We start from the raw sequence: 20,622 nt of genomic DNA on the forward strand, positions 1-20,622 counted from the left end.
GGTTTATCTATGAAACATGTAACTACATCTATACTGATAAAATATCCGCCAGGTTAAAACAACAAAAATCAACCCGGTGACGGTTGGTTCGCCACCAGGTTGATGAAAAGGCTCCGGGCTTCAGATGGTAAACAGCAGGTACAAAGCCGTGCCCCACATAATGAAAGCCGACACCTTGTTCAACATGTTGATCACGTCGGCGGATTGATGGAGCCTTCCCACTTGCTTTCCCATCCATGCCAGGGAAAAGAACCAGATCCAGGATACGGCGACACAGGCAAGCGTAAAAGCAAGCTTTTCGACACCGGTGTAGGAAAGGGAACTGGTGCCGATCACCCCGATCGTATCCATGATGGCATGCGGATTGAGCAATGAAACGGAAACAGCAAAAGCGATTTGCTTTTTTGGGGAAAGCGATGACTTTTGCGGCTGATCCGGGTCCGGTTGGCTTTTGAAAGTCACCCATCCCATATAGATTAAAAAGAGGGTGCCTGCGAGGATCAGCATCACCTTGACCCAATATACGCCAAAAACCACAACCGATACGCCCAAAACAGCCAAAGAGATCAGGAGCGTGTCACAAACCGATGCAGTGAGAACCACCGGCAAAGCCCGGAGGAACTTGGGTTGCGTGGCCCCCTGATTAAAAACAAAAACATTCTGAACCCCGAGCGGCAAGATCAGCCCGAAAGACAAAATGATTCCATGAATCACGGCTTGGATCATTTTATACTGCTTTCCTTTCCGGATCACTTTCAGATTTCTGTTTCTTAACAGAGTAATTTAATTCAGCAAACGCTAAAGAATCCCCTTCTTGAAATCTAAAATCATTTCGCAAAAAAGCATATCTCTTCAGCTGGATCACAAAAGCAGCCGTCTTCTGAAATCAGTGATCTACTATTGATCTTTTTCTTTCAGTCCAACCGAAGCTGTCAAACCATTTGCCTTTTTTGTAGTTATCAATGGCCCTTAAAATATACGGAATCGTGTTTACCGGTAATTGATCCAACGGGAAGAACCTTAAATCATCTCATTTATGAGGTTCTTGATTCTTTATTTCTCCTTCCCATTCTTTCACGGTTGCAAAGAAATCGATCCGCTCATCCCCGGCTTTGCGATGCATGACACCGACGATTTCAATGTTCTCTTCTGTCAAATGTACTCCGGCTTCTTCCTTTGCTTCGCGAACGGCAGCTTGTTTAACGGTCTCTCCGCCATCCAAATGACCGGCGACAACAGAGTAATTTCCGTCTTCATAACCCGTATTGAAACGACGAAGCAACAAAATTTGATGATCCTTGATAAAAAAGAGATGAATCGTGACCGGTGCAGTAAATCGCTTGGTTGCCATCTCGGACAACTCCTTTTAGATCAAATCCCGAAATAATCATTATTTTACCAATTCTCTTTCTATCTGTCTATTTAGTACCCCAATCATTGTCCAAAAGAAAAAACACCTCCTCAAAGAGAAGGCGTTTTTTGATTCAAGTCTCTTTCTTTCCAAAAAAGTGCTTCAGCGCATCATAGACTTGCCCTTTTTCCCGGATGACAAAGTGGGCAAAGCGCGGCACTTTCAAATGGCGATACGCACTCATCAAGGTGGAATGGCGGTTATATTGGTTGACTTCCCCGTAGCCAAACATATTGGAACGTTTGAGGATTTCGCGCACCAATTGAACGCAGCGTTCATTATCCGAACTTAAATTGTCTCCATCCGAAAAGTGGAACGGGTAAATATTATACCGGTCATGCGGATAGCGGGAATCAATAATTTCCAGAGCTTTCCGGTAGGCGGAGGAACAAATGGTTCCGCCGCTTTCCCCTTTGGTGAAAAATTGTTCCTCGCTCACTTCCTTGGCTTCCGTGTGATGAGCGATGAACACGATCTCGACATTTTCGTACTTGGTGCGAAGGAAACGGGTCATCCAGAAAAAGAAACTACGGGCAATATATTTTTCAAAAACCCCCATCGATCCGCTGGTGTCCATCATGGCGATTACGACCGCATTGGAATGCGGCACGACGATGTCTTCCCATGTTTTAAAGCGGAGATCATCAACGGAGATTTGGGTCTTTTTGCTTCCTTTCAGTGCATTTCGTTTAATGGCCGCCAGCAACGTGCGTTTTTTATCGATGTTTCCCATCAATCCTTTTTTGCGGACATCATTGAAGCGGATGTCGTCCACCGACATATCCTGGCTTTCTTTACTTTCCAGGTGCGGCAGTTCCAACTCGGAAAACAACATGCCTTCCAATTCTTCCACGGAGACTTCCGCTTCATAATAATCGTGTCCTGCTTGATCGCCGGCTCCCTGTCCTTTTCCCGGCCCCTGATTGCCGGAACCGGGTTCTTTCCCCAACACATCTCCCACCTTGCTGTCCCCATTTCCTTGTCCCACATGCTTCCCTTTGTTGTAGTTATAACGGAAACGGTATTCTTCAATGGAGCGAACCGGGATTTTCACGATCTGCTTCCCGTCCGACATAATGATGCTTTCTTCACTGATTAAATCCGGCAGGTTTTTTCGGATCGCTTCTTTCACTTTTTCCTGGTGCCGCATTTGGTCCTGATATCCTTTGCGATGAAGGGACCAGTCTTCCTCAGAGACAATAAACGGGGGGTGCGCCATGGATTTCACCTCCCTGAAATCAAGCCCTTTAGACTGTTGCGGCAAGGATCCTCCTTCCGACAGAAGAATCCTTGCCGCAATTTTTTGACCATCAGCGGTTTAACAAACTGCCCACATATCTTAAAAGCTCATTGGCACTGGCAGGCGTGTATCCGTATTCGGTCACCAGCCGGTTGATCACTTCATTGATTTTTTTCAATTGGTTTTCATCCGGGGTTTTGGTGGATGTCGTGATTTTCACCACGTCCTTGAGATCGGCAAACAATTTTTTCTGGATCGCCTCACGCAGGCGGGGATGCTGTTTATAATCAAACTTTTTCCCTTTGCGTGCATAAGCCGAAATGCGAATCAAAATCTCTTCGCGGAACGCTTTTTTGGCGTTTTCCGAAATGCCGATCTGCTCTTCAATGGAACGCATCAACTTTTCATCCGGCTCCAGTTCTTCGCCGGTGATCGGATCGCGGATTTTTTGCCAGTTGCAATAAGCTTCCACATTATCCAGATAATTTTCCATCAGGGTTTCTGCCGACTCTTCATAAGAGTAGACAAACGCTTTTTGCACTTCTTTTTTGGCGATTTCGTCGTATTCTTTCCGGGCGATGGAAATGAAATGGAGGTATTTATCACGTTGCTCAGGAGTAATGGAAGGATGTTGGTCCAAACCGTCTTTGAGGGAACGAAGAATATCCAGAGCGTTGATAAAATTGGTTTCCGTCTTGATGAGTGCACTGGAAATACGGTTGATGACATAGCGGGGGTCAATGCCGGACATGCCTTCATCGAGATGTTCATTGCGCAATTCATCCACATCGATGTCTTTGGATCCTTCGACCACTTCCCCGTCATACAGGCGCATTTTCGTCAAAAGATCCACTTTTTTCGATTCTTTCAACCGGGTCAGAATGGAAAAGATCGCTGCGGCTCTGAGCGAGTGGGGGGCAATGTGGATGTGGGCCAGGTCACTTTGTCCAATTAATTTTTTATAAATTCTTTCTTCTTCCGTCACGCTTAAATTATACGGAATGGGCATCACGATGATCCGTGATTGCAGCGCTTCATTTTTCTTATTGGCAATAAACGCTTTGTACTCGGCTTCATTGGTGTGGGCGACAATCACTTCATCCGCGGAGATAAGTGCAAAACGGCCGGCTTTGAAATTGCCTTCCTGGGTCAGTGACAACAAGTTCCACAGAAACTTCTCATCGCACTTGAGCATTTCCTGGAACTCCATCAACCCGCGGTTGGCTTTGTTCAGCTCGCCGTCAAACCGGTAAGCGCGCGGATCGGACTCCGAACCGTATTCGGTGATGGTGGAAAAGTCAATGCTTCCCGTCAAATCGGCGATATCCTGTGATTTGGGGTCAGACGGGCTGAACGTTCCAATCCCGACCCGTTCATCCTCGGACAAGATGATCCGTTTCACGGGAACGTCTTCAATCCGTCCGTTGAATTCTTCCTTCAACCGGAACCGGCAAGACGGGCAAAGTTTTCCTTCGATCTTTACGCCAAACTCTTTTTCAAATTCGGGCCTCAACTCTTCGGGAATCAAGTTGAGCGGTTGTTCATGCATCGGGCATCCTTTAATCGCGTAAACGGCCCCTTCGTCGGTCATGGAGTACTCCTCCAACCCCTTTTTCAACAGCGTGACGATGGTGGACTTTCCTCCACTGACCGGTCCCATCAGCAGAAGGACCCGTTTTCTGACATCCAAGCGCCGGGCGGCGGAGTGAAAATACTCTTCGACCAGGCGGGTGATGGCCTGATCCAGCCCGAACAGCTCTTTTGTGAAGAAATGGTATTTTTTATTTCCTTGTGAATCGGTTGAAACACCGTCTTTTATAATCATATCGTAAACTCGGGAATGAGCGGTTTGAGCCACGCGGGGATTTTTCTTCACAATGTCCAGATAGTCAATGAAGGTTCCTTCCCATTCCAAGCTCTTCTCGCGGTTGCGATACTCCTCAAGGCGTCTGAGGAAATGATCCATGGAAAGCCTCCTCTCTAAACTTTCAAACCAAACCGTTGACTTTTCAAATCCCTGGTGACTAACAATCTGAAAAAGGAAAAGAGACTAAGGCGTGATTTTCTATCATATATATGCGCTATTTAGAAAGTTGTTACTTCTATTTTATCAGAATTTAAAGGAAAAAGATAGAAAAACCTCAGGAAAAAATCTGAGGTTTTTCAAAAATCTTCAGCGGATGGATGGCTCAGAATCTCTTTTTTCAAATACGCCGGTTTGCTGTTGGATCGATTCCAACAAGGTTTGAAGATCCCCGGCATCATCAACCGGATACGTCGGTTTTCCCCGGTCGATTTGGTATTCGGATTTCAAATAGAATGTTTTCATTCCCGTGGTGGAAGCCACCATGTCTTCCTGCATATCGTTGCCGATCATGACACATTCTTCCGGCCGGACCCCGATCCGCCCGGCAACTTCCAGATAATATTTGGGATTGGGTTTGCAATAGTGGGCCTCTTCATACACAGTCACCCATTGAAAGGGCAGATCATTGATTCCAGCCCATTTCAACCGCTCCATGATTGCGGCCTTCGGGAAAACCGGATTGGTTGCCACTGCGACTTTATACCCGTGATCCACCGCGGCTTGTACCACTTTCCGGGACAAAGGACTCACCTTTGTATATTTGGAAAGTTTCGGGAAATCTTGTTCATAAAATTGATTGAATAAAGGCCAGATGATTTCCCGGTCCAGCCCCGAACGTTTGAGAAACTCCCGTTCAAAAATTTGTTCGTTGGTCCTTGTCCCGTCCCCGCTTTTAATCATGGCTTCCGTCGCTTCCCAAATGGTTTGGATCAGTTGATCAGGAGCGATCAGGTGCTTCACCTTTCCCGCCAGTTCTTTTAAGTAAATGCGTACGAAAGACTCCGTGTCAAGCGGCAGCAGCGTACCGTCCAAATCAAACAAGCATGCTTTGATCATAAGATGTCCCTCTTTCTGTGTGAATCTCCGTCAGACCAGGTTCTTAAAGCCGGTTTGTCTCAACCCTTCATACAAAACAATGGCAACGGAGTTCGATAAGTTTAACGAACGGGAGACCGGCCGCATGGGAATCCGAATCATGGTATCCTTGTGCGCCTCCAAAATTTCAGGCGCCAATCCTTTGGTTTCTTTGCCGAAAACAAAAAAATCATTTTCCCGGTAAAACGGTTCGGTATAATGTTTTTTCGCAAAGGTTTCCACACAAAAAAAGCGCCCATCCGGGTACTTTTCCTTCAATTCGTCAAAGGAATCATGATATTCGATATCGAGTTCATGCCAATAATCGAGACCGGCCCGTTTTAATTTGCTGTCATCGATCTCAAAACCCAGCGGACGAACCAAATGCAATTTCGCCCCGGTCACCGAACAAGTGCGGGCAATGTTTCCTGTATTTTGCGGAATTTCCGGTTCAACCAGCACGATATGAAACGGCACAGTTTCATCCCTTCCATCTGTCCAAACTTCCTGTCTATTTTACCTGAAAAAGAAAATCCTCTTCAACTGTTCCTATTCAATGCGGAAAAACACATAGCGTGTCTGTGGTGTCCAGGCGGGGGAATCACGATACTCCCAACGGCGATGCAGGCTGTTTTGGGTATGCGCATTGACCAGCGGCTGTCCGTCTGCATCATACGCCGTTACAATCGTATTGTGATTGAAACGCCCGTCTCCTTCCCAATCATAACAAATCACATCCCCCAATAAAAGCTCCCCGGCCGACCCGACCATTCGGCATCTGCCCGTGGAACCCCCTTTTTTCAAAAACAGATACAAACTGTGGGCAACCGACCAGCTGAAACTCCATTGGTGGTTCCTGCTGTCTCTCCGGTACCACCATCCCTCGTTCCTGCTCCCGAAAACCATGGGCATTCCGCCTGCATACAGGCATTGGGAAACAAAATTGGTACAGTCATCTTCAAAAAGCAGATATCCGGGATGGTGGCTGTTCCAGTATCGATTGGCAAAAGCGACCGCCCGTTGCCGGTTGTAAACCATGCTCGTCATCCACAACGCTCCTTTTTCGGTTTTTACAAACATCCTATGAATCCGGCAACGGGATCATTCTCTATTTAAAGCGGCCCACCCAAACCTCTCCCACTTTGACACTGTAAATGGTCTCTTTCTTTCCTTCGCACAAGTGAAGCTCGGTCTGCTGATAAACTTTGCCCAAAATTTGCTTGATCTCTTGGGAAGCGAGGGAGCTTTTTTTCAAATCGCTTTTTGTAAACACATCACTTTCGATATGAAGATTCCAATCCAGTTGATCCAACCGCGCCTTCAACCGGGGAAACCAATTGCCGGGAAAAGGTTTCGGATCCGGATCGGGGTCAAACATCCCCCACGGCGGACGGGATTCACCTGTCGAGACAACAATTTGCGATTCCGTCATGTGCGGAAGAAAAAGCCACAGCTGCAGTTCACAATCTTTCCGGGCTTGCTGCAGTTTTTGCTGCCAGTATTCACTGACATCCAGCAATGCTTCCAATAACAATTGCTGATACCACAAAGGGGGCTTCCTTCTCTTTAAAACATGCAACGGGGGAACACGCTCGTATTCTTCCAATTCCCGAAGAGGTAACGCCATCGCCGCCTGTTTCCAGTGCTCGATTTTCCGGACTTGTCTTTTCCAACCCCGGATCTTTTTCTTTTTTTTCCTGTGATGTAAAATCATATGAATTCCCCCATTCAAAAAGAAAAACGGATGTTTCCATCCGCAGGATCCGTGTTTTGCTTTGTTTATGGTTTTAACCAACCTTCCAGTGTCAGCAGGTATTCTTTAATATGGAGGCCGCCTCCGTATCCGACCAGCGAACCGTTTGAACCGATGACCCGGTGACAAGGGATGACGATGGACAACGGATTTTTATTGTTGGCCCCGCCCACTGCCCGCACTGCTTTCGGCGACCCGATGGCGGACGCGATCTCTTTATACGTCCGGACTTCGCCGTAAGGAATGGTGGAAAGCTGCCGCCAAACTCTTTTTTGAAACGGGGTTCCGTACAGGTCAAACGGAATCTCAAATGTCTTCCGTGTTCCCTGAAAATACTCATCAATTTCGTCCATATACGGGAGCAATGCCTGCTCGTTCTTTTCCAGTGTGTAATGGCGAAACCAATGATTCAACCAGATCCCGGCTCCCAAAACGGGATCGTTTTGTTTGCAAAAGTCCAAGTAAATAAGCCCCCGCTGATTCGCCAACAGGGTGATCAAACCGACCGGACTTTCCATGTGACTCCAAACCATACGTTGCGTCCCTGAGGCCATGAAATAAACCTCCCATTCGGGATTTCGTCACTTGACAAAAAACATCTTCAGATTATAGACGAATCGATTTGCAAAATGTTGCAAGAAATTCATATTCAAGGGGTGCTGCCGTCCTGATAAAGGAATACCAACCATCGCATCTTCCGGATGATTGAAACCGAAGATCCTTAAAAACCTGTTTCACATGCATTATTCTCTAGTGTTTAGAATGAATTCTCTTTATCTGTAAAAACTCCTCTTGATCAACTTGGTTTCAATCGGATGAATCTTTCAGGAGACAACCGGGTCCCCGGCAAAGAATTCCAGACCTTTGTCAATTTCCCGCAAGACGTCCGGATCGGTTTCTTTTTCTTTGGCTTCAAGCAATGCTTCTTTCGCTTCATCTCCCCCGATTTTGCCCAACGCCCATGCCGCCGTTCCCCGGATGACCGGGCGCGGGTCGTCCCGAAGCAGCCGGACAAGACCGGAAACGGCGGAGCGATCCCGGAAGTGGGCCAAAGCCAAAATCGCATTTCGTTGGATCGGTTTTTTCCCCCGCCATGAACCGGCCATCGATCCGTACGTTTCCTTAAACTCCCGGTTGCTGATGGAAAGCAGCGGCTTCAAAAGCGGCTTCACTTTTTCCGCATCCGGGCGAAATTCCGGTTGATGGTCAAAATCGATCTTCCGGTTTTTCGGGCAAACGATTTGGCAGGTATCGCACCCGTAAAGACGATTTCCGATTTTCCCCCTGTATTCATCCGGCAAAAAACCTTTCGTCTGGGTGAGATAAGCAATGCAGGATTGGGCATTCAATTGCCCCGGTTGCACCAGCGCCCCGGTCGGACAGGCATCGAGGCAAAGCGTGCAATCGCCGCATCCGTCCGTCACCGGTTCATCCGGAGGGAGATACACATCGGTGATCATTTCCCCCAAGTAAACCCAGGAACCAAATTCCTCCGTGATGATCGCCGTGTTTTTTCCGCTCCAGCCGATGCCTGCTCTTTCTGCCACGGCCCGATCCGACAATGCGCCGGTATCCACCATGATCATGGTCCGCGCTTCGGGCACCCACTCTTTTAATGCCGCTTCCAATTGGCGGAGCCGTTCTTTTAACACATCATGGTAGTCCTGCCCCCAAGAAGCCCGGCAAAAATACCCCCGATAAGCCCCTTCTTCCGAGCGCGGGGCATTTTTTAACCGGGAGGGATAACTCAGGGCAATGGCGATGATTGTTTTCGCTTGAGGAAGAGACAGACCGGGATCCACCCGTTTTTCGATGTCCGGCTCTTCAAAACCGGATGCATATCCTTTTTCCCGGCTCTCCTTCAGTCTCTCCTTGAGCTCAGTAAACGGATCCGCGCTGGCAAAACCGATTTTGTCGATTCCGATTTCCTTTGCTTTTTCCTTCAACCGTTGCTTCAATTCCTCTGCATTCACCTTTCTCACCCCCTTTTTAACCTGTTATTATATCACTGTTATCTATCCATTTGATCCATCAGTTTATTCCATCACTTAGGTACAGCCGCACGGGCCAGCTCATCGCAGCGATTGTTCCACGTCACATTGCTGTGTCCTTTGACTTTGACAAACTCCACGTCATGCTTTTCCATCAACGCAAGCAATTTTTTCCACAAATCTTGATTTTCCACCGGCTTTTTCCCGGAGGTCATCCAACCGTTTTTTGCCCATTTCTCATACCATTTTTGCTGCATGCAGTTGACAATGTATGCACTGTCTGAATGCACCTTGACACGGCAAGGTTCTTTCAGCCGGGATAACGCCTCGATGACTGCGGTCAGTTCCATCCGGTTATTGGTGGTCACTTCCTCGCCCCCGGAAATTTCCTTATGGTGTTCTTTATACATCAATACGGCCGCCCATCCCCCCGGGCCGGGATTGTGGGAACAGGCCCCATCGGTATAGACAATCACTTCTTTCAACGCCCATTCTCTCCTTTGACCGCCAGCGTCCGCATCCGGTTGACAGCCGCTGCGATTTCGTATTTGCGGGGAAGTGCCAAATCCCCGGGATGCCCGCGAAACGGGGAAATCCAGTCCAATCCTTTTTCCTTGATTTCCGATTCGATTTCCTCCAGCAATTGCCGCAATGATTTCCTGCCATCTGCTCGCTCTCCGAGCAAACGCAAAATTTGGGCGATGGCACGGGTTTGGCTGGGATCGACCAACTGTTCCAAGTAGGTCAGATCAATCGTGCCGGAACCCAAAAGGATGCTTTTCAATCCTTTGGCTTCCGCCTTTTCTTTCCGGCCCTTTCTCGCATCAAAACTTTTGGCAACCGGGTTGCGGCGGGAAACCTCTCCGAAGGATTCTCCGCCTTCCGGTGCTCTGCCCGATTGATGGACACCGGCAATTTCTTTGGCCTGACGGGTCACATCATAAGGCAGGTAATGGTCCATCATGATCACATGATCCGCCACATCGAAGTAATCCCCGGATCCGCCCAGGACCAAAATGGTGGACACCCGGTTTTCTTCATAAAGCTGGCGCACTTTGTCAATAAACGGGGTGATCGGTTCTTTTCCTTTGGCCACCAAAGACTGCATCCGTGCATCCCGGATCATAAAGTTGGTGGCACTGGTATCTTCATCCACCAAAAGGCAGGTGCTTCCCATTTCGAGGCTTTCCATGATGTTGGCCGCTTGGGAAGTGCTTCCGCTGGCATCTTCGGTGGAGAATTGATCCGTATCTTTGCCCAGAGGCAACCGGCTGATAAACGGGGAAATGTTCACCTTTTCCACCCGGCGTCCGTCTTCGGCCCGAATCTTGACGGCATCTTCCACGGTAATCACATATTCCCTGCCGTCTCCGGCAACATGGTTGTACACCCCGCGCTCAATGGCCTTGAGCAAGGTGCTTTTTCCGTGATAGCCCCCTCCCACGATGAGGGTGATGCCTTCGGGAATCGCCATGCCGGAAATCGGTTCGCCATGCGGCACCGGAATCACCGCTTGCAATGACTCCGGCGAGCGGAATGGAACCACTTTTCCGCTTTTTAAGGGGCGGTTGCTGATCCCGCTTTCACGCGGCAAAACCGCTCCGTCCGCCACAAACGCAACCCATCCGTTTTCTTTCAGCGCTTTGCGGATCGCCTGCTGGTTGTCTGTCAGTTTCATCCGGTCTTCAATCTTTTTTATGTCCTTCTCCGACAGCTTCATTTCTCTGACAATCCGGGGCAGGAAATCAAGCAGCATTTGTTCCGCCTGCCTGCCCAAAACCGTCCGTCCCCGGGCCGGCAATCCGATATGTATCCGGGCTTCCATATATTCCGGTTCCACCACCACGGCCGTTCTCTCCAAAATTTCCTGTCCCGGCCGGTCCATGGTCATCAATCCGCTTTTTCCCGTGCCGGAAGCTTTAAAGGAATACTTCTCCAACCGGTGCGACCATTTCCGGGCCAACCAGTCTTCCAATGCCACTTTTCTCTCCCGGGTTTGAATCCAGGACAGATCGACGGGAACCTCTTTCCGCTCCAATCGCACCCGCACTCTGGACGGAGTGGCAAAAGGATCTCCCTGAACATAATCGATGAATAATTGAAAATCCGGAAATTGATAGGTCCCCTGCAAGTCTTTGTAGGCTTTGTACCCTTTTCCGTCAATGCGTTTTAAAATTTGGCTTAACTGTTTCATTGCGGTTCACCATCCTCATGCTTGTCCTGTTTGGAAGCATTATTTAAAAGTTTTTTGTATACATCCCGGATCTGCTTGAAATCTTCCCAAGACTCCCTTTTGGCGCTTGGGTTCCGGAGCAGATAGGCCGGATGATAGGTTGGCATGAAAAGCACCCCTTTGCGCCGGATCCATTTTCCCCTGACGCGGGTGATCCGGGCAGACGGATCGATTAAAGCCCGGGTGGGTGCTGCACCTAACGTAACAATTATTTTGGGACGAATCAATACAAATTGCTGCCGTAAAATGGAAATACATGTATTCATTTCTTCATCCTTGGGCGTCCGGTTTCCCGGCGGACGACATTTGACAATATTCGTAATAAATATTTCTTGACGGGGAATTTCGGCAGCTTCTAAAATTTTATTCAACAGTTGTCCCGCTTTGCCGACGAAAGGGCGGCCTTGGCGATCCTCATCGGCACCCGGTCCTTCACCGACAATCATCAAAGGAGAACGGGGATTTCCTTCTCCCATCACCACTTGGGTTCTTCTTTGGTGTAACGGACACATGGTGCACTGCTCGTATCTTTTCGCCAATGTCTCAAGGTCCATTCTCTTCTCTCCCTTTTCTTCTGGTTTCTCCTCTGTCAAGAAATATGTTATACTCTTAGGAATTCCATTTCAAAAGCTTTAACAAAAACTCAACCTCCTGTTGATCTTTCTGCTTTATTCCGGAAATAGCAAAGGAGTTGAAAATCATTGGAACTGTTACCTTATCCTTTCTTTGTCTCAGATATTGACGGCACCCTGCTTGACGATAAAAGACAAATTTCCGAAGCCAATAAAAATGCCATCGCATCCTTCCGGAAATCAGGAGGCGTTTTCACCCTCGCCACCGGAAGAACGTATATGGAAGCCAAACGGTTTATTGGAGAATTGGAGATTCAGGTTCCTGTCATTTTGTGCAACGGCGCCGCCATGTACGATCCGGTTTCCAACAAACAAATTCCGGTCAAAACCTTTGAGCGCCAAATGATTCTCCAACTGGTGAAGGAATGGAAGAAAACCATTCCTCCCCAAGTGGACATTTTTGTCTACGGGTTGGACCGGGTTTACGGAACCAAAATCGGGTATGTGACCCAAGCCAGCATCGACGAAGGATTTGAACCCGAAATCATCTCTTCTTTTGATAAATTGCCGGACATTCCTTATTTGAAAGTGGTGGCAATCGCCGAAAAGGAAGAGATGAAGGCCATGCTCGATTGGTCCAAGCAACGGTCGGACGCATTTCCGTTAGATTGCATCTTGTCTTCGGATGAATACTTTGAAATCCTGCCTTCCGGAATCTCAAAAGGAAATGCCGTGTTGCAACTGTTGGAAAGCATTCATCTTCAGGCCGGCCAAGCCGCGGCCATCGGAGACCACTTGAATGACTTGTCCATGCTGGAAATCGTCGGCTTGCCGGCCGCAGTGGCCAACGCCCATCCGCTCGTGTTGCAACAAGCCGCGGTGCATGTGCCGCCACATCACCAAGACGGGGTTAAACATTTCATCCAACACCATTTGCTTCCCCACAAAGCCAAAGCATCGTTATAGAAAAAAGGACGACAGGGACGGATCGGACTTCCTGTCGTCTTTCTTTTGAACATGATTTTTAACACGGAAACGGTTCGTTCCCAAACGGGACAATGCGGTATTCATCCAGAAAAGCCTGCATTTTGTCAACCTCTTGAGGGGTACCGGCCACAGCGATATAGCCGTCCGGCCTCACCAGAAAAACCGAGTTTTTCTGAATTCCTGATTTGCCCATGTCCGGCGTCCATTTCACTTCATGCAAAACCATCGCGTTTTTATCTGCAAACTTTCGCAGGGACGGGGTGGTTTCGCCATAAAGATGAAGTTGCCAATCCACCGATTGCAATGGTTTATAGTTTTCCCCGCCGCCGGTTTGCACCCACGGCAAACGGTCGCCCCCTTGGATCGCTCCGGTTTTTCCGGCGCTGAGCAAACTGCCCCGATAATTGACTTGTGTTTGTGAGACAGTTTTAAAGAACTTTTCTTTTGCTCCCGGAAGTTTGACCAGTTTGGGAAGGAGACGAGGAATAAACACTTCTTTATAAAAGGAGGAAGACAGTCCTTTTCCTTCCATCACCCGAATCACTCCTTTAAAGAACCGGTCCGTGGTGGCGACCAATGTTTTGGCAAAGCTCAACCGCTCCTGTTCATATGAATCCAATATTCGTTCATCCGCTTTCTTTTGCAAAACCGCGGCAATCTTCCAACCCAGATTCATCGCATCCCCGATGCCGGTATTCATGCCTTGTCCCCCTGCCGGACTGTGAATATGCCCCGCATCGCCGGCTAAAAAAACCCGGCCGACGCGAAACTTTTCACTGACTCGGTGATGGACTTTGTACGAAGAGTACCAGTTGACTTCTTCAATTTTCACCGGAAAGATTTTTTCAATCAAGGGAATCAGCGGCGTCAAGTCCTCCGGAATGCCCCGGCTTAAAACTTCTTTCGGAATCAGCCCGATAAACCGGGCATGCTCCTTGTCGCGGAGATTGACAGCCAGGCAAAATTCTCTTTCTGAAAATCCGGCTCCCATCCCTTGCAAAGGATTTTTGGTTTTGACATCCGCCACAAAAAAGACTTGCTCGTAGGTTCCGCCCGGAAAGCCGAGCCCCAACGCTTTTCGAACCGTGCTGTGCGCTCCGTCACACCCGCACACATAATCATAAGATGGTTCCTCTTTCATTCCCTGCCTTTGAATTATGACATGAACCCTGCCATCCGTTTCCTTTAAATCCAACAGTCCGGTTTCCCACTCGACCCCAACACCTTTGGCATTTAAATATTCGATTAATATGGCTTCATGCTCATCTTGGGCCAGACTTAACAGATAAGGATAAGGGCTGATGTTTTCCGCCATTTTTTCGCCCAATTCCACTTTGGATACCGATTCCGCATCTTTAAAAATTTGTAATTCGGCCACTTTGATGCCGGCCTCGATCAACCGGTCCGCCAAACCGAACTGGCTGTATAGCTCCAAGGTTCTGGCATGAACCGCCATGGCTCTGGAAAGTGTGCCGGGCCCCCGATTTTGATCAATGATCCGAAAAGGAATCCCTTGTTTTTGAAGCGAAATGGCCAGCGCCAAGCCGGTGGGGCCGGCACCGACAATGAGTACTTGGGGTTTCATTCCTTTCCCTTCTTTCCGCTTTAAAGTGAACCATACCATTTTTCACGCCGATTTTTACTTCCTGTATAATAAACAACAGGTTGTTCATTTTCATTATAATTTTTGGATTTCATCCGCAACAATGATCAAAACGGCGGAATCTGTCGGTTATGGAACACTTCCGGATGCAGTGTCGTACAAAAAGGGAAGGAGGAGCCCGATGCGAAAAAATCAAACGGATCTGCGTGTACTTCGAACGCGGAAAACGATTAAAGAAGCATTCGTGGAATTGATGGAGGAAAAAGGCTTTGACGCGATCACCGTAAAAGACATCACCACGAGAGCCGGGATCAACCGGGGAACCTTTTATGCGCACTATCAGGACAAGTTTGATCTCATGGACAAATATCAGGAAGAGATCCTGACGGAGATGGCAGAAATCGTCAAACGGAATCTGCCGAATGCCCTTTCTGAAATCAATGACTCGTCCCCCACTTTAAAACCGGTGAGCACGATTGTTTCCATTTTGGGATATATCAATCAAAATCACCGGTTTATGAAAACATTGTTGGGCCCCAAAGGAGACTTGACTTTTCAAAACCGATTGAAAGAATTCATGTGGAATGCACTCATCAAAAACAATCCAAACTCCATATTGAAAGAAGAAAATTTGCTGGTTCCGGGACATTACCTGATTTCTTATATTGCTTCCGCCCATATCGGAGTGGTTCAGCAGTGGTTAAACAGCGGAAGAAAAGAATCCCCCGAGGAAATGGCGCGTATCCTATCCACCATCACTGTGAACGGACCATTCTTTGCCGCCGGTTTGAAAAAAGCTTGACCTTCCCTTTGCAAATAAATAAAAAGCGCAGGCCTTTTCTCAAGACCTGCGCACATACCATGAATCCGTCCAGATATCGTTGGTCGGGACGACAGGATTCGAACCTGCGACCCCCTGGTCCCAAACCAGGTGCTCTACCAAGCTGAGCCACGTCCCGCTAACTGGTCGGGATGACAGGATTCGAACCTGCGACCCCCTGGTCCCAAACCAGGTGCTCTGCCAAGCTGAGCCACATCCCGACAATTCGGTTATTTCAGGGCCTCAATTTTCAAACGACGAGTCCCATTTTAACATGCCATCCTTTCCAATGTCAATCATCAATTCTTTCTGCCTTGAAGCCGGAAAGGCTGTCTTCAAAATGCAAAAAGACGTTCACGGAAGCATCCGTGTGAACGTCTCAAAAAATCCTTTCCATTATGATTTGGAATCATCTTTGTACCATTTGCTTTCCGTGGTGGGATCATTAATAATCCCGAGCGCTACCAGAATGGCGATAATCAGATCCACAATCGCATTTCCCTCAGTGATCCCCAGGTCAAAACCGGCATACCGAAGACCTCCGGCAACAAATGCCAACAATGATAACCAGAAACCATAGTTGCGAAACCGAGTCATCCAATCCATCCCGATTCGCCCCCATTCCCTGAATGTAAGCCGGCTGAAAAGCCAGCTCCAGCATCATCATATGCAGGGAAAAGAAAAACATTTTCTGATCAATACCCATTCGGTAAAAAAAGACGTCCGTCCAAGATCCGCCGAAATTCCTCCGGGCCCATCCAATCTCCTTTCATCCCGGAGCATCAAACAATAAAAAAACGGTTTCCTTCATCAGGAAACCGTTTCGCTTTGGTGCCGAAGGTGGGAGTCGAACCCACACTCCATAAAGGAACACGATTTTGAGTCGTGCGCGTCTGCCAATTCCGCCACTTCGGCATGACAGGCGGTTAAAAAATTTCAATCTCGCTTGGAACGATTTTTATTATATACGCTTTATTCTCGAATGTCAAATAAAATTTTTAGAGATTGCCGGACATCAACCGAAGATCCTATACCCCCGAAAACCCCGGATAAAAAGCGGATTTCGGCCCACCCTTCCGATCCATTTCCAACCCGCACTCTTTATTTACGCAATATTAAAAATATATTTTTTGGCAAGATTGACCCATTACGTTCCATCCACCGGGTCAGACGCTTTATTCAACCTTTCCGCAAGGCGGTGCAAAGTTTCATAATCGCCGTATTGGACCGGATATGCTTGGCGATCGTTATTGTGGTAAGTGGCAACTTTTGACTGATCGTGATATGGATACCGTTCCCACAACCAGCCCATGTTTTCGACGATATCGCGTTTATGCCCTGCGCACCAAACACCGGCATGATACAAGCCGACCTTTTGCTCATAAAATTGTTCCCGATTCAGTTCTCCGCTTATCCTCTTTACGTAAAAATCAACAGCCCGCGGAGGAAACCCCAGCGCAAGACCCAACAGGCGATGAAACTCTGTGCTGTCGCGGGAAAGGTTTTCGACTGCTTTGGCAAACCCGTCACGCTCCGGCTCATCCCGAAAGAAAATGTCATAGCCGGGATAAACGGAAAAACGCGGGAACTTTTCGAGTTTTTTCAAAGCATCTGGTGGCAATTGGGCCAAGCATTCATAGCAAGACGGCTTGATTCCCGCAAGAAAACTTTCAGTCGGCATCCATTCCATGAGCGATCCCTCCGGTTAGTTTGATTTCTCTCGACTATCTCATCTTTGCGTAGCATTTGATAGTCGCAACATTTAAAATGCAGTGCGTGTTTTAGTTATATTTTTTATGTATGAATTCATGAAAGAAAATTACTCACGTGATCATACACTTCTTTGGCTGTTTCCAGCAATCCTCGCACGGCTTGTACCCGTTCGGCTGCATCGAGTATCCCCAATACATTAATATTTTGTATTGAAACATTTTTATACCCATTAATGGAACCGTATCCTGTAACAGACCCGATACCTAATATCCTCGTCTTACGCACTTCGCTTGGCATCAAGCACAACCATTCGTGTTACGCCGGCAAAAAATCCTTATCCATTTTTGCCTCACATGAGCAGGCACCTGAAAGGCCTGCTCATGTTTTTCCGATCCGGATTAACAATCAATGACCAACAGGGTATGCGGATGTTGAGACCGGTATTCCTCTTTCCACCCGAGCTTGATTTTCTTCCATGTCTTTCCGGCATCAGCAGACCGGAAAAGCCCCAGATTGTTCAACGCGTAAAAAACCCCGGATTCCGACGGGTCGTTTGCCAATGCAGAAATCAGCATTCCTTCCGGTCCCGGCAAGCCGTCAACCGATTCCATCCATCGATCCCCTTCTTTTCGATAAATGGTGGATGAAGCCTGTTCCATTCTGGCGTGGTGAGCGTTATTCGGATGAATGGAGGCAGAGACAAGCACCCAATCCGGGTTTTTGACATCGACCGCCAACCCGTATAAATAAGGATGTTTCAGACCCTGGCCCAAAGGAATCCAAGATTGGCCCCCGTCACGGCTTTCCATGTAGCCGCAACCTTCACGGAACAATCCGTCGCCGCATGCCGCATACAAACGATCCGGTTGACTGGGATGCACCAACAGGGTATGAGCGTCCAGGGGACCTTGAAATTTTTTGTCTTCCCAGGTTTTTCCCCCGTCCAGACTACGCAGCACAGCGCCAAACTCGATCGAAACATAAATCCGTTCCGATTGCTCCGGATCCGGCGTAATCCACCGGACATGATGCGTGTGCGGCCGGGGAGGGAAACTCCAGGTCCGATGCGAAGGCACGAATTTCATCTCTTTATGTTCCCGCCAGGTTTGGCCTCCGTCTTCCGATGAAAAAAGCGCACTCGGTTCCGTTCCGACATATACCACCCCGTAACCATTCCCTTTTTGATGCGGGCTCACCGCCACGGCAGTGATTTTTTCATAAAGAATTCCTTTTTCTTTTAACGGCTCAAAATAATCACATCCATCCCCGACAGGGTACCATGAATCGCCAAAATCGTCCGAACACCACAAGCCACGGCCGAAGATCCCGCAGTACAACCGTTCCGGCCGGAACGGATCTTGAGCAATGCAAGTGGGTTGCATGCCTTTGAGACGGGAAGTTGTCCCGGCACTTTCCCCATCATCCAGGTCAGCCACCAATAATTCCCGTTCCATCCCCAGCAAAAGTCGCTTCATTCAATGATCCCTCCACACACTTGTTTTATGGATCAAACCCGATGGATCCATTTTTTCTTTTCCCGGTCATTAAAAAAAATAAAAGCTTGCCAACCCGTCAAACATGTCGGCAAGCTTTTCAAGGTACCACCTTCTGATTCAAAGATTTTTCACAGCGTCTATAGAATAAACGTAAGCCCCCTTAATTATTTATTCGCAAACCAGACGACATTTCAGTTCACCTTTTTCCAAATTTATTTCATTCGCTCAATATGCGCCTGAAGCTTTTCTTTCGGCCAGATCACTTGAACGAACTCGGCCTCTCCCACCAGCGCCTGGTCATGTTCGGCAATCACATCACACACCACTTTTTGCGGAGTCCATTCCTTGACCGTGGCCACAAACGTGACGGTTTTCCCGACCGGGGCCGGCGAGCGGTGGCGGACATTGATGGAAGCACCGATTCCTTCTTCCCCTTCTTCCAAAAACGGCTCGATGACTTTCCTTCCGACCCATTCCATATAATAGACCATGGACACGGTGGACAAGACCGGATGAATCATCTTGCCGTCAAACGAAGCAACCATCTCCCCGGTGACCGTCACGGACATTTTTTCCTGGTATCCTTGATGAAGACCCGGTTTCATGAAACAACCCCCTTCAGAATGGAACCCGATTTCTGCCAAAATCCATCCCTTTTTTCTCGCTTCTTTCCTGAATGAAAATATTTCCTTCTTCCCCAGTCCCGTTTGGGTACCACTCCCGTCATCTTTTCCGGCAGATCCATTCCGTCAAGACATCGGCCCCGGCATTTCCCCTTGTTTCCGGTTTGCCAATCCGTCCAGAAACAAATCCATAAACCGGTCGGCGATCTCCTCCGGCGGCAACTCTCCTTCGGGACGGTACCACTGATAAAGCCAATTTCCCACGGATAAGAGGAGTAACCGGACAAATTTTTCATCCACCTGCCGGAATTCCCCCTCCCGGATCCCTTGGGACACAAGCCGGGCCCACATTTTCTCATACCGGTCCCGTTTTTCCTGAATTTCACAAAACCTTTCCTTGGACAATCCCTTCCACTCATGAAAATAAACGGTTGCCGCTTCCAGGTTGGCTTCCACCACCTTGATATGGGCGATGACCGCTTGTCTTAACTTATCCACTGCCGGTGCATCGTTCTCGACAATGGGGCGAAGGGAATTTAAAAAAGCTTCAGCGCCTCTGTTTGTAATCTCATATAACAAATCTTCTTTTGTGCGGATATGCGCATATAAACTGCCGGATAAAATCCCGCATGCTTCCGAAATATCCCGAATCGTTGTCCCGTGATATCCTTTTTGGCTGAAAAGCCGGCAAGCCGTGCTCAAAATTTGTTCCTTGCGTTCCTGCCTTGTCATGTTTCATCTCTCCTGCGAAACAAGCGCTTGTTCGCTTCCATGATAATAGAAATTTCAGACATTTGTCAAGAATCCATTTATTCCAGAGAGTGTTATTCTTGTTTGGGCTCTGACAAGTGAACCAGTCATACACCGGCTGCCCCGTCAACCAAAAATGGCCCTTTCCTGAAAAAGGATTTTGTCCATTTTTATCTAAGTTTTAGATAAAAAAGATATCCCAAATTTTTGAAGCGGGGAAGAAGGGGGCTCATTCGTGTTATTTAAAAAGAGATCTCATCCTGCAAGCGAAGATGCCTTTATGTCCTTTCATTTCTGGTTAACCTTGGAGGAGATCGAGCAGTTGGAAGCCATCGCACGCGATCACCAAACCGATCCGGCGGCCGTGGTGCAAAAAATTGTCAAAAAAACATTGGAACACTGGCGCCAGTTGGAAACTGAGGAAGAAGAAAAAGAAACCGTGGAAAAATAGAGCAAAAAACGGAAGAAAGGAACCCCTTTCCTCCGTCT

General features: G+C 48.0%; 23 protein-coding genes and 3 tRNA genes. 3 read left to right on the forward strand and 23 right to left on the reverse strand.

What is annotated here, in order from left to right; genetic code table 11:
• Positions 1-120: 120 nt before the first annotated feature.
• The 13 genes from ATH33_RS09550 to ATH33_RS09610 form a co-directional block, all read right to left on the reverse strand.
• Positions 121-726 (reverse strand): LysE/ArgO family amino acid transporter, encoded by a 606-nt coding sequence (locus ATH33_RS09550; protein ID WP_037994309.1) that lies wholly within the window; start codon positions 724-726, stop codon positions 121-123.
• 304 nt (positions 727-1,030) lie between these two features.
• The gene (locus tag ATH33_RS09555) at positions 1,031-1,351 is read right to left on the reverse strand and encodes an NUDIX domain-containing protein (protein WP_309485144.1); all 321 of its coding nucleotides are present in this window, start codon (positions 1,349-1,351) and stop codon (positions 1,031-1,033) included.
• 133 nt (positions 1,352-1,484) lie between these two features.
• Entirely contained in the window at positions 1,485-2,630 is a 1,146-nt protein-coding gene (gene yhbH, locus ATH33_RS09560; RefSeq protein WP_037994248.1) for a sporulation protein YhbH, read from the reverse strand.
• 91 nt (positions 2,631-2,721) lie between these two features.
• Positions 2,722-4,617 carry a PrkA family serine protein kinase gene (locus ATH33_RS09565; protein WP_121874351.1) on the reverse strand — a complete coding sequence of 632 codons (1,896 nt, stop codon included), beginning with the start codon at positions 4,615-4,617 and terminating at the stop codon, positions 2,722-2,724.
• A 207-nt stretch (positions 4,618-4,824) separates the two neighbouring features.
• Positions 4,825-5,574 (reverse strand): HAD family hydrolase, encoded by a 750-nt coding sequence (locus tag ATH33_RS09570; RefSeq protein ID WP_049719701.1) that lies wholly within the window; start codon positions 5,572-5,574, stop codon positions 4,825-4,827.
• A 30-nt stretch (positions 5,575-5,604) separates the two neighbouring features.
• On the reverse strand, positions 5,605-6,069 hold the full coding sequence (locus tag ATH33_RS09575) for a tRNA (cytidine(34)-2'-O)-methyltransferase (protein WP_037994242.1): 465 nt from the start codon (positions 6,067-6,069) through the stop codon (positions 5,605-5,607).
• A gap of 72 nt (positions 6,070-6,141) precedes the next feature.
• On the reverse strand, positions 6,142-6,639 hold the full coding sequence (locus ATH33_RS09580) for an amidase domain-containing protein (RefSeq protein ID WP_165489712.1): 498 nt from the start codon (positions 6,637-6,639) through the stop codon (positions 6,142-6,144).
• 61 nt (positions 6,640-6,700) lie between these two features.
• The gene (locus ATH33_RS09585) at positions 6,701-7,306 is read right to left on the reverse strand and encodes a hypothetical protein (protein WP_131470852.1); all 606 of its coding nucleotides are present in this window, start codon (positions 7,304-7,306) and stop codon (positions 6,701-6,703) included.
• 65 nt (positions 7,307-7,371) lie between these two features.
• Complete coding sequence (locus ATH33_RS09590) at positions 7,372-7,899, reverse strand: methylated-DNA--[protein]-cysteine S-methyltransferase (RefSeq protein ID WP_037994238.1); 528 nt, start codon at positions 7,897-7,899, stop codon at positions 7,372-7,374.
• Between the two features lie 270 nt (positions 7,900-8,169).
• Positions 8,170-9,318, reverse strand: a complete 1,149-nt coding sequence (queG, locus tag ATH33_RS09595; protein ID WP_121874352.1) for a tRNA epoxyqueuosine(34) reductase QueG — start codon at positions 9,316-9,318, stop codon at positions 8,170-8,172.
• Between the two features lie 71 nt (positions 9,319-9,389).
• Entirely contained in the window at positions 9,390-9,821 is a 432-nt protein-coding gene (rnhA, locus tag ATH33_RS09600; RefSeq protein WP_037994234.1) for a ribonuclease HI, read from the reverse strand.
• A complete protein-coding gene (locus ATH33_RS09605) occupies positions 9,818-11,530 on the reverse strand; it encodes an ABC-ATPase domain-containing protein (protein ID WP_037994232.1) in 1,713 nt (570 codons plus the stop codon). Before ATH33_RS09605 ends, rnhA begins: the two co-directional genes overlap by 4 nt.
• The gene (locus ATH33_RS09610; RefSeq protein WP_049719697.1) at positions 11,527-12,123 is read right to left on the reverse strand and encodes a uracil-DNA glycosylase; all 597 of its coding nucleotides are present in this window, start codon (positions 12,121-12,123) and stop codon (positions 11,527-11,529) included. Before ATH33_RS09610 ends, ATH33_RS09605 begins: the two co-directional genes overlap by 4 nt.
• 147 nt (positions 12,124-12,270) lie before the next feature.
• On the opposite strand from ATH33_RS09610, the gene ATH33_RS09615 reads away from it, so the two are divergent.
• On the forward strand, positions 12,271-13,107 hold the full coding sequence (locus tag ATH33_RS09615) for an HAD family hydrolase (protein WP_121874353.1): 837 nt from the start codon (positions 12,271-12,273) through the stop codon (positions 13,105-13,107).
• A 58-nt stretch (positions 13,108-13,165) separates the two neighbouring features.
• Here the strand turns inward: ATH33_RS09615 and ATH33_RS09620 are convergent, their stop codons facing one another.
• A complete protein-coding gene (locus ATH33_RS09620) occupies positions 13,166-14,713 on the reverse strand; it encodes an FAD-dependent monooxygenase (protein WP_121874382.1) in 1,548 nt (515 codons plus the stop codon).
• 199 nt (positions 14,714-14,912) lie between these two features.
• On the opposite strand from ATH33_RS09620, the gene ATH33_RS09625 reads away from it, so the two are divergent.
• A complete protein-coding gene (locus ATH33_RS09625; protein WP_037994228.1) occupies positions 14,913-15,533 on the forward strand; it encodes a TetR/AcrR family transcriptional regulator in 621 nt (206 codons plus the stop codon).
• Positions 15,534-15,613: 80 nt separating this feature from the next.
• On the opposite strand, the gene ATH33_RS09630 is transcribed toward ATH33_RS09625, so the two are convergent.
• The 9 genes from ATH33_RS09630 to ATH33_RS09665 all read right to left on the reverse strand — a co-directional run bounded on the left by ATH33_RS09630 (position 15,614) and on the right by ATH33_RS09665 (position 20,115).
• Positions 15,614-15,690 (reverse strand) — tRNA-Pro (locus ATH33_RS09630).
• A 5-nt stretch (positions 15,691-15,695) separates the two neighbouring features.
• Positions 15,696-15,772: transfer RNA gene (locus tag ATH33_RS09635), tRNA-Pro, on the reverse strand.
• A gap of 175 nt (positions 15,773-15,947) precedes the next feature.
• Positions 15,948-16,157, reverse strand: coding sequence for a phage holin (locus ATH33_RS09640; protein WP_121874354.1), 210 nt, complete (start codon positions 16,155-16,157; stop codon positions 15,948-15,950).
• Between the two features lie 223 nt (positions 16,158-16,380).
• Positions 16,381-16,466: transfer RNA gene (locus tag ATH33_RS09645), tRNA-Leu, on the reverse strand.
• Positions 16,467-16,698: 232 nt separating this feature from the next.
• On the reverse strand, positions 16,699-17,241 hold the full coding sequence (locus tag ATH33_RS09650; protein ID WP_062842833.1) for a hypothetical protein: 543 nt from the start codon (positions 17,239-17,241) through the stop codon (positions 16,699-16,701).
• Positions 17,242-17,357: 116 nt separating this feature from the next.
• Positions 17,358-17,561: a hypothetical protein gene (locus ATH33_RS13425; protein ID WP_147437076.1), complete on the reverse strand. Its 204-nt coding sequence runs from the start codon at positions 17,559-17,561 to the stop codon at positions 17,358-17,360.
• 101 nt (positions 17,562-17,662) lie between these two features.
• Entirely contained in the window at positions 17,663-18,739 is a 1,077-nt protein-coding gene (locus ATH33_RS09655) for a WD40/YVTN/BNR-like repeat-containing protein (protein ID WP_037994222.1), read from the reverse strand.
• Between the two features lie 233 nt (positions 18,740-18,972).
• Positions 18,973-19,365, reverse strand: coding sequence for a thioesterase family protein (locus ATH33_RS09660; RefSeq protein WP_037994221.1), 393 nt, complete (start codon positions 19,363-19,365; stop codon positions 18,973-18,975).
• Positions 19,366-19,509: 144 nt separating this feature from the next.
• Positions 19,510-20,115, reverse strand: coding sequence for a TetR/AcrR family transcriptional regulator (locus tag ATH33_RS09665; protein WP_037994219.1), 606 nt, complete (start codon positions 20,113-20,115; stop codon positions 19,510-19,512).
• Between the two features lie 253 nt (positions 20,116-20,368).
• Between ATH33_RS09665 and ATH33_RS09670 the strand changes: the two genes are divergently transcribed.
• Positions 20,369-20,584: a hypothetical protein gene (locus tag ATH33_RS09670; RefSeq protein ID WP_037994218.1), complete on the forward strand. Its 216-nt coding sequence runs from the start codon at positions 20,369-20,371 to the stop codon at positions 20,582-20,584.
• Positions 20,585-20,622: the final 38 nt, after the last annotated feature.

The organism is Thermoactinomyces vulgaris, assembly GCF_003688725.1.
GTDB lineage: Bacteria > Bacillota > Bacilli > Thermoactinomycetales > Thermoactinomycetaceae > Thermoactinomyces > Thermoactinomyces vulgaris.

Excerpts from the sequence above, each read along its gene's own strand:
- ATH33_RS09550 (WP_037994309.1), bottom strand. The coding sequence starts at position 726 with ATGATCCAAGCCGTGATTCATGGAATCATTTTGTCTTTCGGGCTGATC.
- ATH33_RS09555 (WP_309485144.1), bottom strand. The coding sequence starts at position 1,351 with ATGGCAACCAAGCGATTTACTGCACCGGTCACGATTCATCTCTTTTTT.
- yhbH (WP_037994248.1), bottom strand. The coding sequence starts at position 2,630 with ATGGCGCACCCCCCGTTTATTGTCTCTGAGGAAGACTGGTCCCTTCAT.
- ATH33_RS09565 (WP_121874351.1), bottom strand. The coding sequence starts at position 4,617 with ATGGATCATTTCCTCAGACGCCTTGAGGAGTATCGCAACCGCGAGAAG.
- ATH33_RS09570 (WP_049719701.1), bottom strand. The coding sequence starts at position 5,574 with ATGATCAAAGCATGCTTGTTTGATTTGGACGGTACGCTGCTGCCGCTT.
- ATH33_RS09580 (WP_165489712.1), bottom strand. The coding sequence starts at position 6,639 with ATGACGAGCATGGTTTACAACCGGCAACGGGCGGTCGCTTTTGCCAAT.
- ATH33_RS09585 (WP_131470852.1), bottom strand. The coding sequence starts at position 7,306 with ATGATTTTACATCACAGGAAAAAAAAGAAAAAGATCCGGGGTTGGAAA.
- ATH33_RS09590 (WP_037994238.1), bottom strand. The coding sequence starts at position 7,899 with ATGGCCTCAGGGACGCAACGTATGGTTTGGAGTCACATGGAAAGTCCG.
- ATH33_RS09605 (WP_037994232.1), bottom strand. The coding sequence starts at position 11,530 with ATGAAACAGTTAAGCCAAATTTTAAAACGCATTGACGGAAAAGGGTAC.
- ATH33_RS09610 (WP_049719697.1), bottom strand. The coding sequence starts at position 12,123 with ATGGACCTTGAGACATTGGCGAAAAGATACGAGCAGTGCACCATGTGT.
- ATH33_RS09620 (WP_121874382.1), bottom strand. The coding sequence starts at position 14,713 with ATGAAACCCCAAGTACTCATTGTCGGTGCCGGCCCCACCGGCTTGGCG.
- ATH33_RS09625 (WP_037994228.1), top strand. The coding sequence starts at position 14,913 with ATGCGAAAAAATCAAACGGATCTGCGTGTACTTCGAACGCGGAAAACG.
- ATH33_RS09640 (WP_121874354.1), bottom strand. The coding sequence starts at position 16,157 with ATGGATTGGATGACTCGGTTTCGCAACTATGGTTTCTGGTTATCATTG.
- ATH33_RS09650 (WP_062842833.1), bottom strand. The coding sequence starts at position 17,241 with ATGGAATGGATGCCGACTGAAAGTTTTCTTGCGGGAATCAAGCCGTCT.
- ATH33_RS13425 (WP_147437076.1), bottom strand. The coding sequence starts at position 17,561 with ATGCCAAGCGAAGTGCGTAAGACGAGGATATTAGGTATCGGGTCTGTT.
- ATH33_RS09655 (WP_037994222.1), bottom strand. The coding sequence starts at position 18,739 with ATGAAGCGACTTTTGCTGGGGATGGAACGGGAATTATTGGTGGCTGAC.
- ATH33_RS09660 (WP_037994221.1), bottom strand. The coding sequence starts at position 19,365 with ATGAAACCGGGTCTTCATCAAGGATACCAGGAAAAAATGTCCGTGACG.
- ATH33_RS09665 (WP_037994219.1), bottom strand. The coding sequence starts at position 20,115 with ATGACAAGGCAGGAACGCAAGGAACAAATTTTGAGCACGGCTTGCCGG.